The following is a 13,564-nucleotide window of genomic DNA, read 5'->3' on the forward strand; positions in this document are numbered from 1 at the left end:
CACCCGCCCGGGGGAGCGCAGTTGGTCTGGTCGCTGGTCGCTGGTCGCTGGTCGCTGGTCGCTGGTCGCTGGTCGCTGGTTGCGGGTCGGGGGTCACCGATCACCGTGCCGGGGCGTGCCGGGGCACGGTGGGCCGGATGCCGGATGCCGGATGCCGGATGCCGGATGCCGGATGCCGGATGCCGGATACCGGACGCCCGACCTCGGTGGGGTCAGGCCGGACCTCAGGGTCGGGTCAGACAGGAAGCCGGACGCGCAGGGCCTGATGCGGTGCGTCGGGGATTCAGGCCGGTGCCGGCGTCAGTCGCCGATCCAGTGCCGTGACCGCGCCGCGGAAGGCGCGGCCCAGGCCTCCCCGCCCCACGGTGAGAGCCGCCCGGAAGAGGGCCGTTCCGTCGGCGGCGAAGGTCCACTGAACGTGGGTCCCCTTGCCCGCGGGCGTCAGCCGCCACTCCTCCACCAGGGCGCGTATCCCCGGCGCGTTCGTGACATCGACCCGGTACGCGTACACCTCGGGGGCCTCGGCGACGAGGACGGTCTCCTCGAAGCGTGTCCCGCCGCGGAGCCGCACCTCGCGCCCGGTGCCGTCCGTGGTGGGCCGGGCGAGCGTCACGGCCGAGAACCACTCGCTCCAGCCGGACACGTCCTCGGCGAGCGCGGAGAACACCGCCTCGGGAGGGGCGGTCACCTCCCGGGCGAACACCAGACGCACCGGAGCCGTCTCGACGAAGTCGGGTCCTACCGGACGCAGGCGACGTGCCATGAGCGAACCCCCTTGCGGGAACCGGGTCCTGGCTCCCGTGTGTGTACGGAGCGCCCGTGACGGGTCCCGCCCGGCCGCCTCGCGGAACCGACCCCGGTCGGCGGCCGACGACGACCTGGTCGCACCCGCGCCACGGACGGCGCCGGCTGTGTCACCGGCGGCGCGGGCAGCGTCACCCTAGCTGGCGGGCCGTCAGATGTCTGTATCGTCCTCGGGTTCACCGGCGACCACCAGACGCCGCAGGTGCTCCGCGATCTCCGCGCGGGCCTCGGCGGGCATCCCGCCGTCGGTCACCAAGGTGTCGACCTGCTCCAGCACGGCGAACGAACTGAGGCCCACCGTGCCCCACTTGGTGTGGTCGGCGACGACGACGACACGGCGCGCGGACTGCACGAGCCGCCGGTTGGTCTCCGCCTCCGCGAGGTTCGGCGTCGACAGCCCCGCCTCGGCCGATATGCCGTGCACACCGAGGAAGAGGACATCGAAGTGCAGTGCCGCGATGGCCTGATCGGCCACCGGACCGACCAGGGAGTCGGACGGTGTGCGCACCCCACCCGTGAGGACGACGGTCGCGGCGCCCGGCCGCTGACCGGAGGTGCGCTGCGCCGAGTGGAACACGTCCGCCACACGCACCGAGTTGGTGACCACGGTCAGGTCCGGGACGTCCAGGAGCTGATGGGCCAGCGCATACGTCGTCGTACCACCGGAGAGGGCGATCGCCGAGCCCGGCGCGACCAGCTCGGCGGCGGCCCGCGCGATGTCCTCCTTGGCGGTCAGCTCCAGGCCCGACTTGGCCTCGAAACCCGGTTCGTGCGTGCTCGCCTCGACCACGGGCACCGCGCCGCCGTGCACCTTCTCGACGACACCCTGGCGGGCCAGCGCGTCGAGGTCGCGGCGGACCGTCATGTCGGAGACGCCGAGCCTTCGCGTCAGTTCGTTCACGCGGACACCGCCGCGGCGGCGCACCTCGTCGAGGATCAGAGCGCGCCGCTGCTCCGCGAGGAGGTTCTGATTCTCACTCACGACCGCTCCGGTCCTTTCGCCGCTGCCTGCCCGACTCCGCCCGAACCCGCTCCCACGTGGACATTCTCCTTGCCCGAGGTCTGGAGGACGACCCATCCTCGCACGGGACACCGCCGGTCGCGCCACTGCCCGCACGCCCACGGTGTCCCTTCCGTGCCGCCACTTTCACACGTATCGGGGAGATTCCGTGAGTTCGGGTGTGCGCGGTGCCCGGATCGCGCGATCCTTGTGCCTGCACATGACACATGCGACAGGCGTGGCGCGGGGAAGTGCGGAACAGTGGAACGTGCACGGGAACATGCCATCGACGGGGAGCCCGGCAGCCCCGTACACCGGCCCGAAGCGGCCGGAACCGCCCTGGAACTCCTGGTCCACGGGGTCGGCGGCACCACGCCGGAGGACATGCTGGACGATCCGCGGACGGTCCGGATCACCGGCGACGCGACGGCGGCCGTCTTCCGGCGCGCCGAGGACGTCGGCGCCGAGGAGCGCCCCGGCGACCACCGCGGCGGTCCGGTGCGCGAGGCGTACGTATGGTGCAACCTCACCTCCGGCAACGGCGCCCGTGCCCTATGGCTCCTGTTACTGCCCTTCATGGTGGTCAACCTCGCGCACTGGATGCGCCCGGCCTCGCTCGGCCGCGGGCGGGCCGTGCGCCTGTACGGGCTGCTCGTCCGCCTCGCAGGACTCACCCTCACGGTGCTGCTGGTCGCCGCCGCCTGCGAGGTCGCCCTCGACCTGGCCGCCTGGCAGTGCGCGGGCACCCGCACGTGCGTGCGCAACCACTCCTGGCTCGGTTTCCTCTCCCCGGACCGGCCCGACGCGGGCTGGTGGAGCCAGCCGGGCCGCCGCCTCGCCCTGGCCTGCCTGGTGCCCGCGGCGCTCACCGCCCTCCTCTGGTACCTGTCGCACCGCACCTGGAGCGCGTACGAGTCGCAGCAGCCGATGTCCCGCGCCGCCGAACCCGACGAGGAGACCGACGGCACCGGACTGGGCCGCCCCGGCTTCTGGTACGGGCGCCGCCTGGTGGCCCGGCTGCGCGCCGCGCACACGGCCGCGGGCTTCCTGACCGTCGCCGCGGCCGTCGGCTCCTCGGCGGCCCGCTACGACCGCAGGCCCGGCGGGCCCGCCGTACTGGAAGTGCTGGGCGGGCTCCTGAACGCAACCCTCGTGGTGGGCGGGGCCGTTGTGCTGTGGGTGGTCTGCCGTCGCGGCCGCACCGAGAACCGGATCGACCACGCACGCGACCGGACGCTCGTACGCCGGCTGGCGCTGGGCTCGGTCGTCCTGCTCGTCCTCGCCCTGGTGTACGCCGGCTGGTCACGACCGGAGTGGCACTCGTCGGGGCGCCTGCCCGGCGACGCCACGTTCGGCGGCCTGGCCCTCGCGCAGGGCCTGCTCGTGATCGCGCTCGGCGTGGTCGCCCGCATCCTCTACCGCGCGAACCCCCGGGTCCCGGGCTCCCGCGGCACCGCGACCGGCACCGACGACACCCGCACCGCGATGCGTGGCTTCGCGGGGCCCGCCGTCGCCATGCTCGCCTGCGCGCTCGGCGGCGTGATGTCCGGAGGTGTGTCGCAGCGGGTCGCCGACTGGCTCGACGGCACCCGCCACTCGATTCCCGGCCCGCCCGTCCTGCTGACCTGGCAGGCCTCCGCGATCCCGCCGCTGCTCGTCGTCCTGCTCGTTCTCATCGGCTGGCTCGCCCGGCGCACCTGGCGGCTGCGCCGCCGCGAGACGATCGCCGTCGAACGCGACTACCCGGGCGAGGCCAAGGACATCGCCCGCACCCGCCGCATCGCGAGCACCCGCGCGATGGCCGCCCTCACCGACCGTGCGCCGCTCATGGTCGGCGTCGTCTCGTCCGTGACCCTGCTGCTCGGGGCCGGCGCCCTGGCCGGGGCCTTCACCACCGGGGACGCCCCGAGCGAGGCCGCGCGGGGGACGTACGGCGTCGTCCAGGGCGCGGCCGAGACCGCGCAGGCACTCGGCTCCTGGCTGATCGGCCTCGGCTTCATCCTGTTCGTCACCTGGGGCCGCCGCGCCTACAAGGACCCCGCCGCCCGCCGTACGATCGGCATCCTCTGGGACGTCGGCACCTTCTGGCCGCGCGCGGCCCACCCCTTCGCGCCGCCCTGCTACGCCGAGCGCGCCGTGCCCGACCTCACCTGGCGCATGGCCACCTGGATCCGCGCCACCGGCGGACGGCTCGTGCTCTCCGGACACTCCCAGGGCAGTGTGCTGGCGGCCGCCGCGGCCTGGCAGCTCAAGCCCGCGGTCCGCAGGAGAATCGCGCTGCTCACCTACGGCTCACCGCTGGAGCGCCTGTACGGACGCTGGTTCCCGGCCCACTTCGGCCCCGCCGCCCTGGCCTCACTGCACCGGGAGGTCGCCTGCTGGCGCAATCTGTACCGTCCGACCGACCCCATCGGAGGACCCGTCCGGCTGCCCGGCGACTGCGGCCCAGAAGTCGACCACGAGCCCTTGAAGGACCCGCTCGCCTACGGCCGCACCGAGCGGCTGCCGCTGCCCGCGCCGGTCCTCGGCCACTCCGACTACCAGGCGGACCCGGCCTTCGCCGACGAGCGGGACCTGCTGCTGGCCCGGCTGCTGCCCGAGGTGCCGGGCCAGCGTCCCCGGAAGGACGCTCACGGCAGCTCCGGCAGGTCCTCCGAGTAGAGCAAGGTCAGGTCGTCGGTGCTCGGCTCGTCCAGCTGGGCGACCCGGCCCGCGTGCCGCTCCACCATCGCCTCGAACGTCTGCCGCGCCGTGCGTCCGTTGCCGAACGCGGCACCCTTCGGAATCGCCGTGAAGTACTTCAGGAGCGCCTCGGCCGCGCCGGGGCCCAGGCGGTACTCGTGCTCCTCGGCCTGCTGCTCCACGATCCGCAACAGCTCGTCGGGGAGGTAGTCGTTGAAGGTGATGGTCCGTGAGAAACGGGATGCCACACCGGGGTTGACCGACAGGAACCGCTCCATCTCGGCGGTGTACCCCGCGACGATCACCACCACCGCCTCCCGGTGGTCCTCCATCAGCTTCACCAGCGTGTCGATGGCCTCGCGTCCGAAGTCGCGGCCCGAGTCCTCCGGCGACAGCGCGTACGCCTCGTCGATGAACAGCACGCCGCCGCGCGCCCGGTCGAACGCCTCCTGCGTACGGATCGCGGTCGACCCGATGTGCTCACCGACCAGGTCCACCCGGGACACCTCGACCAGATGGCCCTTCTCCAGCACACCCAGCGAGGCCAGGATCTCGCCGTACAGCCGGGCGACGGTCGTCTTGCCGGTACCGGGGGAGCCGGTGAAGACGAGGTGGCGCCGGGCGGACGCCGCCTTGAGGCCCGCCTGCTGCCTGCGTCGGCCCACCTCGATCATGTCGGTGAGGGCGCGCACCTCGCGTTTGACGTTCTCCAGGCCCACCAGTGTGTCGAGTTCACCGAGGACGATCCTGGATCCGCGGGCCGGCTGCGCGGGCTCCACGCCGCCGACGAGCGGTTCCCGTTCGGTGCTGCGCTGACCGGGGATCGCCCCCAGCAGACTCGCGGACGAAGCCGACGTCTCGACCGCCGTCTCGTGCGCCGGGGTGTGCAGCGCGGTGCTCTCGTCGCTCGCGCAGTCCTCGACGACGGGACCCCCGCCGGGCGCCGCGCCCCCGTCGGCGAACTCGTAACCCCCGCGCGCGCACCGCTCGGTACGGCACTTGCGCAAGGTCGCCCGGCAGCCGTCGATCACATGGAAGCCGTAGCCTCCGCTGTCCGCCACCCGGCAGTTCAGGAAGCTGCCCCGGCCGTCGGCGGACACGTAGAAGCCGGCTTCGGCGGGCGAGGTGACCGTGCAGCGCTCGATCGTCGGATCGGCGCCCTTGGTGACGATCACTCCGGTCTGCGTGCCGTCCACGATGCAGCCGGACAGGTTGCCGCCGCTGCCGTGGTCACGGAACCAGGCACCCGTCGCGGCGTCGCGGATGCGGCAGTCGTCGAGCTGCGCGGTGGCGCCGTCGCTCACCGACACCGCGGTGTTGCGCACCTGCGAGATGTCACAGTCGACGACATCCGCGCGCGAACCCCGGTCGAGGACGAACAGCGCGTCCGGCACGTCGTGCACCCGGCACGAGTCCAGTACCGCGGTCGCGCCGTCACTCACCCACACCGCGGGGTAGTCGCCCGTGCTGTCGAAGATCTCGCACTGGTTGGCGTCCACGCGCGTGCCCGGGTCCCAGACCGAAAGGCCGTTGCGCCCGAACTGCCGCACGCTGGTACGTGTCAGTGTCAGCACCGAACGCGAGCGCAGATCGACCGCGTTCTCCGGGATGTCGTGGATGCGGCAGTCGGCGAGCGTGAGCACCGCGTCTGTGTCGAGGGTGACGCCGTCGGCGGTCGTCCGGTGGACATCGCAGTCGGTGAGATGAGCCGTGGCCCGGCCGGTGATCTGCACCCCGGAACCCTTGACCTCGTACACCTCGCAACCCACCGCCTCCAGCGACGAGTTCTCGCCGGTCGCCGACAGGCCCGCACCGGAAGTGTGGTGCACCCGGCAGCGCTCGAGGCGCGGATGCGCGCCCCCGCGGACCACGACGCCCGACTGACCGGCCGCGACGACCTCGCACTCCTCGAACACCCCGCCGCCGCCGTCCAGTACGGCGATGCCGACGCCCGCGGGATTGTCGACCGTGCAGCGGCGCACGGTCGGGCGGGCGCCACCGCGCACCTCGATCCCGGCGGCGGACCGCGTGACGATCCGCACGTCCAGCAGTTCCGGTGTGCCGTCCTCGACGAGCAGCGCGGGCGCGGCGGAGTCCTGGCCCTCCACATGCAGGTCCTGGACCACGGCGGAGGCGCGCACGGTCAGCGGCACGCCGTCGACCGGAGCGATGCGCACGGAGCCGGGGGAGCCCTCGGGGCCGCGCAGCGTCACCGCCCGCTCCAGCACCAGGTTCTCCCGGTAGGTGCCGGGAGCGACGGTCAGGACGTCACCGTCGGCCGCGGCCTCCAGGGCGGCGGCCAGCGATGCGTACTCACCCGTGCGGCGCCGCCACCGCGAGGTTCCGGTGTGCGTCACCTGGACCGTGCCCTGTGCCATGGCGCTGTTGTGCCCCCACCTCGTCGTACGCGGGTCCTGCGAGGTCGTGCTGATGCCCCGTCGGTCGGGATCCCGGTCCCTGCCGGACAGCCTCTCACGACGGTGCCGAACAGTTCGGCCGGTCCACCGTAGCGTGCGCGGGGACGCCCGGTTGACCGGAGCGGAAAGGCGTCAGCTGCCGGTGCCTGCCTTGCCCCAGTCGGGACCCGCCTTGTCCCATGCCTGGTCCCAACGGGCATGACGTCGGCGGATCATGTGCCCCACGATCAACCGTCTGGCTCCCGCCACGAATCCCGCCGACAGCACGGCCGCGCCGAAACCGGCCAGAACGGCGTGGGTGGCCGCGGTGGCACTGTCGAGCGGGCGGCCCACTATGCCGCCGTGCAGATCGGTCCAGATCGGGAAATGGTCCCCAGGACGGGGGGACTTGAGGGCGGCGATCACCGTGCCGTGCTGCGGGGTGCCGTCCGGCGCCGTCCAGTCGGCCACGACGCGGCTGCGGGTGTCCCGTGCCGACGACGTCTCGGGGTCCGGCGCCAGCGGGCCCCGGGACAGCCTCCTGACAACGGTGGCGGTGACCTGGTGACGGTCCTCGCGCTGCTCCCGCACGGACCGCAGCAGCGCCTCCTGGGCCGAGGCCCCCACGACAGCTCCGACCAGGGGCGCGCCGACGAGGACGAACAGAAGGGCGGCCAGGGCCAGCCAGGCCTCCACGAGATCCGTCGTGCGGCGCAGCGGATTGTGCCGCCAGCGCCAGAGACCGATGATCGCGTGCACCGTCCCGCACCCCCTTCCGCGTCCGTGATAACCCGCAGCGGAGCCGTTCACTCGGGACGCGGAGGAAGAGAGAGCGAAATCACCCTCCCCCGGGCCCTGCGTGAACATCTCACGCCGACTCAACGATCCCGCCCGGGGCCGGGGTTCCCCGTGCCCGGCCTCTGGCGGAATGTGATCGCAGGGGCTAGGAGAGGACGGTCACCGGGTCGCCCACGCGCAGCGTGCCGCGGGACTCGGGAACCAGGTTCTGTCCGAAGATCAGCCTGCCGGCGAAGCGGCGGTGGCGGGCGAGCGTGCGCAGTGGCTCCTTGCCGCGCGCGGCGGTGTCCTGGTCGGTCGTGGTGACGACGCAGCGCCCCGACATCCTGGTCACCCGGAAGGTCACCTCGCCGATGGCGATCCGCGACCAGTCGTCCTCGGCCCAGGCGTCGGTGCCGGAGACGACGACGTTCGGCCGGAAGCGGTTCATCGGCAGGGGACCCTCGTCGGCGTGGTCGCCCTGCGCGATCAAGGAGTTGAGCGCGTCCAGCGAAGAGAGCGTGGTGACGAGCAGGGGATAGCCGTCGGCGAAGTTAACCGTCTCGCCCGGCAGGGCGAACTCCGGGTCGACGGGCCGGCGCGTGGCGGGATCGTCCATGTGGACGAGGCGCACATCGGCGCCCAGGTAGCCGCTGCACCAGTCGTGCGCGGCCGGGTCGGCGAGGACCGCTTCCACCTTGTCGCCGAAGATCTGCACGGTCGTCGTGCCGACGGGCTCGGGCACGGGAACGCTCACCGGCTCGCGGCCCTCGGCGGACAGACGAAGGCCGCCGCCGGAGAGAATCTCGGCGGCGGCCAGCGCCATACGCGGCTGCTCGCGTTGCGTGACGACCTTTCCCCCGTCGTCGATCAGGACCCAGCGTCGGTCTCCGGCCAGCCCCCAGGGCTCCACCTCGGCCTCCCGGGGTGACTGGCCCCGGAACGCCTTGACCGGATGGACGTGAATCGAGTGCAGTTGCGCGTTCCCCATGACCGCCATGGTGCCAGGAAGCACCGACAATCCGGTCCGAGGAGGTCAGTACCCGCGGTACTGCTGCCCGTTGTAGGGATCCTGGTAGGGAGCCGGGGCGGGCCGGGGAGCCGCGGGGCGCATCGCCTCGTAGCCCGTGCCGCTCGCCATCGGGCGGGGCTGCTGCGGCTGGGGGCCGGGATAGCCCCGAGGCGCGGCGGCCTGCTGCGGGATGTACGGCGCGGGAGCCTGCTGCAGCGGCGAGGGCTGCTGGGCCTGCTGGTAGCCGTACTGGTGCGAGGGGCCGGCCGGCAGCGCGGGGAGCGCCGACGGCAGCGCCGGGAGGTTGTTGCCCGAGTCGTAGGCGGAGGGGACCCGGATCGGGGCGATCTGAGGGGTACCCCGCTCGGCGACGAGGGAGTCGTAGATCGGGGTGTCCTGGAAGGCGGAGTAGTAACCGCCGCCATAGGTGGAGCGGGGGGAGGTCATGGCACATAAGTTAAGCCCACGATGTGCTGGTTGGGGAGACCGATAAGAGGGTTGTTTTCCGTGTCGGCAGTGACGCGGGATCCCCAATGCGAGCGAACTCGGCAAAAAAGGACGTCAAAGATGGTTGAGATCGTGTAAAGGCCGAGCTGCGGACGGGTTACCGGCGGTTGACCTGGATCTTCCAGTGCGAGTCATGGGAGTTCGGCGGGCCGGGGGATTAGGTTTGGCGGGGACGGAGCCGGCCGTCCGCTCGGGACGCGCACCGGCGCGGAGACACGTGATGGGGGCGTACATGTCAATGCCTAAGGGATCGAATGTTCCTGTCCCGACGACCGCACTGCGGGTGGAATTGGGGTGGCGTTCAGGACCGGGGGTGCCCGACGTGGATGCCTCCGCCCTTCTGCTGGTGTCCGGAAAGGTCCGTTCGGACGCCGACTTCATCTTCTACAACCAGCCGGCGCACTCCTCGGGCGCCGTGCGCCACGAGGGGAAGCGCAACGACGGCGGCCAGGTGAGCGACGCGCTGCTCGTCGACCTCGCGCGCGCGGAGCCCGTCATCGAGACCGTCGTCCTGGCCGCCTCCGCCGACGGCGGCTCCTTCGGGCGCGTTCCCGGTCTGTACATACGGGTGCTCGACGCACAGCACGGCACGGAGCTCGCCCGCTTCGACAGCGCCGACGCGACCGTGGAGACCGCCTTCGTACTGGGCGAGTTCTACCGGCGCCAGGGCGCCTGGAAGTTCCGTGCCGTCGGACAGGGCTACGGAAGCGGCCTCGAAGGACTGGCCACCGACTACGGGATAACGGTGGACGAGCCGCAGCACGCGGCACCGGCCGCCCCCGCACCGCAGGGGCCCGCCACCCTCGTCCAGGGGCCCCCTCCTCCCGTGGCGGCCCCGGTCACCATGCCGCCGCCGGTCGCCCCGCCCGTGACCATGCCGCCGCCGATGGCCCCGCCCATGACTCCGCAGCCGCCCGCGGCCCCTCCGGCGCCGGTCCGCCTGACCAAGGTGACGCTCACCAAGGAGGCGCCGTCCGTCTCGCTCAGCAAACAGGGCGGAACGTCCGGTGCCATGCGCGTGAACCTCAACTGGGAGGTGCGCAAGCAGTTCAAGGGGTGGGGCAGCAAGCGCGGCCGGGCCGTCGCCATGCACGCCGACCTCGACCTCGACCTGTGCGCGCTGTACGAGCTGTCCGACGGCCGCAAGGGAGTCGTCCAGGCGCTCGGCAACGCTTTCGGGGCGCTGCACCAGCCGCCGTTCATCCATCTCGACGGGGACGACCGCACCGGGGCCGTGGCCAGCGGCGAGAACCTCTCCATCAACCTCGATCACAAGCAGAGCTTCCGGCGCATCCTCATCTTCGTGACCATCTACGAAGGCGCGCGGTCCTTCGCCGACCTGCATGCCACGGTCACCCTGCAGCCGCTGAACGGCGCGCCGATCGACTTCTCGCTCGACGAGTGCACGGTGCCCTCCACGGTCTGTGCGCTCGCCCTCATCACCGGGAACGGCACCGACATGGTCGTCCAGCGTGAGGCGCGGTACCTGATCCCCGAGCGCGGCGTGAGTCCGCAGCGCACGGTCGACTACGCCTATGGCTGGGGCATGAACTGGACGCCCGGCAGGAAATGACCGCCGGGCCCCTGTCCCTCAGTTCTCGTCGAGGGCGGTGTCGGGGCGGGCGTAGGTGCGGCCCTTCCAGGCCGCACCGCGCCCCCTGTAGTGCTGCACCGCGGAATCGACCGTCATGAGGAGATAGAGGAACGCGGTGACCGGCAGCAGGGGAGCGAGCCACAGGGGCTGCCGGTAGTAGCGGAGCATCGGCACATACGTCGCCGCCATCAGCAGCCAGGCGAGCCCTCCGGCCGCCGCCGCCCACGTGTTCCCCGCGGCGAGGCCCGCCAGGAGGGCCACCGGCGGCACCAGATACACCACCGCGAGCCCGGCGACCGTTCCGGCGAGCAGCGGCGGGCTGTGCCGCAGCTGGGCGTACGCGCTGCGGGAGACCATGCGCCACAGATCATGGAGCCGCGGATAGGGGCGCACGCTGTCGACCCGCTCGGCGAGGCCCAGCCAGATGTGGCCACCGCCCCGCTTGACCGCGCGGGCGAGCGCCACGTCGTCGATGACGGCATGCCGGATCGCGTCCGGGATCCGCGCCCGCTCGGCGGTGTCCGCGCGCAGCAGGACGCAGCCGCCCGCCGCGGCCGCCGTCCGTGACCCCTTCACCGCGATCCGGCGGAAGGGGTAGAGCTGCGCGAAGAAGTAGACGAACGCCGGTACGACGAGCCGCTCCCACAGGCTCTCCACCCGCAGCCGCGCCATCAGCGAGACCAGGTCGAAACCACCCGTGCGCGCCGCCGCCACCAGTTCCCGCAGGCTGTCCGGCGCGTGCGCGATGTCCGCGTCCGTCAGCAGCAGATATTCGGGGTCCCGCGCGCGGGCGAGGCCGATGCCGTGGCGCACGGCCCACAGCTTGCCCGTCCAGCCCGCCGGCGGTTCACCCGGTGAGCCGACGGTGAGCGGCAGTCCGCCGTGCCGGCGCGCCAGTTCGCGGGCCAGCTCTCCCGTGCCGTCCGAGCTCCCGTCGTCGACGAGGAAGATCTCGGCCCGCCCCGGATAGTCCTGGGCGAGGAGTGACGGCAGGCTCTCGGGCAGGACGGCGGCCTCGTCCCGGGCCGGCACCACGACACAGACGGAAGGCCAGTCGACCGGATCGTGGCGGGCGGGCAACCGCACGTCCGTACGCCAGAAGAAGCCCTGGCCGAGCAGCAGCCACAGCCACGCGGCCAGTGATCCGACAGCGATCCACACGAGGGCGCTCACCTGTCGCAGTCTGCCCCACCCCAGACTCCCGTCGAGAGGGATCGTCTATGGTGACCGGGTGAAGATCGCGCTCATGGACTCCGGAATCGGACTGCTCGCTGCTGCCGCCGCGGTGCGTCGACTGCGGCCAGACGCCGATCTCGTCCTCTCCTCCGACCCCGGCAGCATGCCCTGGGGACCGCGCACACCGGAGGACGTCACCGCACGCGCCCTCGCCGTCGCCGAGGCCGCCGCACTGCACCGGCCCGACGCGCTGATCGTCGCCTGCAACACCGCCTCCGTACGTGCCCTGCCCGCCCTGCGCGCCCACCTGGAGCCGGAGGTGCCCGTCATCGGCACCGTCCCGGCGATCAAGCCGGCCGCCGCGGGCGGCGGCCCCGTCGCGATCTGGGCCACGCCCGCCACCACCGGCAGCCCGTACCAGCGGGGACTCATCGACCAGTTCGCCGACGGAGTGGACGTCACCGAGGTGGCCTGCCCCGGACTCGCGGACGCGGTGGAGCACGCCGACCAGGCGGCCATCGACGCCGCGATCGCCGCGGCCGCCGCGCACACCCCCGAGGATGTAAGGGCCGTCGTCCTGGGCTGCACCCATTACGAGCTGGTCGCCGAGCGCATCCGCGCCGCCGTGCAGCGCCCGGGGCGCCCGCCGCTCGTCCTGCACGGTTCCGCCGGGGCGGTCGCCGCCCAGGCGCTGCGCCGGATCGGCGAGATGCCGGACCCCGCGGCCCCCGCAGACTCCACGGTCACGGTGCTGCTGAGCGGGCGCGAAGGCGCCCTGCCGACGACCGCGCTCACCTATGAGGAAGGCCGCATCCTGTCGGCCGTCAGCCCCGCGCGCTGAGCGACGACCGCACCCCCGCTCCACCCTCGTGACGCCTGCTTGTCAGCGAAGGCGTCCGTTCCGCGGACACCGGTGGTGAACGTGCGGACACCCGGCGTACGGGCACGGTCCGTCACCGCTCGGTCCCCCACGGCGAGAAGCTCGTCCACCCGGCGGAGTAACGCTCCGCGACCCGGTGCCCGCGCAGCGGAACCTGAGTACTCTCGTGAACATGAGGGACCACCCCCACGGCGAAACCTCACCGCACCCGGCCTTGTGGACCGGGCATGCGAGGAATCGCGTTCAGTTGCTGCCCGCCATAGGCGGCCTGGCCTGCCTGGCGCTCGGGATCGAGCTGGCCGTCGACTCCGGCTGGACGTCGGGAACGGCCCCGCTGATCATGTCCGTCATCGGATGCATCGCCGCCGGACTGCTCATCCTCTTCGGCACGCTCGCGTTCGTGCATGTCGCCGTGACGGTGGACAAGGACTGTCTGGAGGTGCGCTGCGGCCACATAGGGCTGCCGCGCCGCCGCATCCCGCTCTCGACGGTCGTCGGCGCCGACTTCGCACCTCAGGTCACCCCGCGCCAGTGGGGCGGCTGGGGATATCGCTGGCGGCCCGAGCAGGGAACCGCCGTCATCGTCCGACGTGGTGAGGGCGTGGTGCTGCGCCTGGGCGACGGCCACACGTTCACGATCACCGTGGACAACGCCGAGGCGGCGGTACGGATCATCCGCGGCCATCTGCCCCCGGACACGTCCGGTGTGGTGCGCTGACGTCCGAAGCGGATGTCA

General features: G+C 72.5%; 11 protein-coding genes. 4 read left to right on the top strand and 7 right to left on the bottom strand.

The features are described from left to right. Positions 1-283: 283 nt before the first annotated feature. Together OOK38_RS29035 and OOK38_RS29040 are read right to left on the bottom strand one after the other, a co-directional pair. The gene (locus tag OOK38_RS29035; RefSeq protein WP_266755736.1) at positions 284-763 is read right to left on the bottom strand and encodes an SRPBCC family protein; all 480 of its coding nucleotides are present in this window, start codon (positions 761-763) and stop codon (positions 284-286) included. Between the two features lie 192 nt (positions 764-955). Continuing rightward, positions 956-1,786 (bottom strand): DeoR/GlpR family DNA-binding transcription regulator, encoded by an 831-nt coding sequence (locus OOK38_RS29040; RefSeq protein WP_266755735.1) that lies wholly within the window; start codon positions 1,784-1,786, stop codon positions 956-958. Positions 1,787-2,065: 279 nt separating this feature from the next. On the opposite strand from OOK38_RS29040, the gene OOK38_RS29045 reads away from it, so the two are divergent. Further along, positions 2,066-4,465: a hypothetical protein gene (locus OOK38_RS29045; RefSeq protein ID WP_266755734.1), complete on the top strand. Its 2,400-nt coding sequence runs from the start codon at positions 2,066-2,068 to the stop codon at positions 4,463-4,465. On the opposite strand, the gene OOK38_RS29050 is transcribed toward OOK38_RS29045, so the two are convergent. The 4 genes from OOK38_RS29050 to OOK38_RS29065 all read right to left on the bottom strand — a co-directional run bounded on the left by OOK38_RS29050 (position 4,435) and on the right by OOK38_RS29065 (position 9,118). Beyond that, a complete protein-coding gene (locus OOK38_RS29050; RefSeq protein ID WP_266755733.1) occupies positions 4,435-6,864 on the bottom strand; it encodes a right-handed parallel beta-helix repeat-containing protein in 2,430 nt (809 codons plus the stop codon). The genes OOK38_RS29045 and OOK38_RS29050 overlap by 31 nt on opposite strands. Before the next feature lie 171 nt (positions 6,865-7,035). Further along, the gene (locus tag OOK38_RS29055) at positions 7,036-7,641 is read right to left on the bottom strand and encodes a hypothetical protein (protein ID WP_266755732.1); all 606 of its coding nucleotides are present in this window, start codon (positions 7,639-7,641) and stop codon (positions 7,036-7,038) included. Positions 7,642-7,825: 184 nt separating this feature from the next. After that, positions 7,826-8,650, bottom strand: a complete 825-nt coding sequence (locus OOK38_RS29060; protein ID WP_266755730.1) for an MOSC domain-containing protein — start codon at positions 8,648-8,650, stop codon at positions 7,826-7,828. A gap of 45 nt (positions 8,651-8,695) precedes the next feature. Further along, the gene (locus OOK38_RS29065) at positions 8,696-9,118 is read right to left on the bottom strand and encodes a DUF6643 family protein (RefSeq protein WP_266755728.1); all 423 of its coding nucleotides are present in this window, start codon (positions 9,116-9,118) and stop codon (positions 8,696-8,698) included. Between the two features lie 292 nt (positions 9,119-9,410). On the opposite strand from OOK38_RS29065, the gene OOK38_RS29070 reads away from it, so the two are divergent. Beyond that, positions 9,411-10,751, top strand: coding sequence for a TerD family protein (locus tag OOK38_RS29070; protein ID WP_266755727.1), 1,341 nt, complete (start codon positions 9,411-9,413; stop codon positions 10,749-10,751). Positions 10,752-10,769: 18 nt separating this feature from the next. On the opposite strand, the gene OOK38_RS29075 is transcribed toward OOK38_RS29070, so the two are convergent. Then, a complete protein-coding gene (locus OOK38_RS29075) occupies positions 10,770-11,945 on the bottom strand; it encodes a glycosyltransferase (protein WP_266755725.1) in 1,176 nt (391 codons plus the stop codon). Between the two features lie 58 nt (positions 11,946-12,003). Between OOK38_RS29075 and OOK38_RS29080 the strand changes: the two genes are divergently transcribed. Next, positions 12,004-12,789, top strand: a complete 786-nt coding sequence (locus OOK38_RS29080) for a glutamate racemase (RefSeq protein ID WP_266755724.1) — start codon at positions 12,004-12,006, stop codon at positions 12,787-12,789. Positions 12,790-13,000: 211 nt separating this feature from the next. Then, positions 13,001-13,546 carry a hypothetical protein gene (locus OOK38_RS29085; protein ID WP_266755723.1) on the top strand — a complete coding sequence of 182 codons (546 nt, stop codon included), beginning with the start codon at positions 13,001-13,003 and terminating at the stop codon, positions 13,544-13,546. Positions 13,547-13,564: the final 18 nt, after the last annotated feature.

The organism is Streptomyces sp. NBC_00568 (genome assembly GCF_026341855.1).
Classification (GTDB): Bacteria; Actinomycetota; Actinomycetes; order Streptomycetales; family Streptomycetaceae; genus Streptomyces.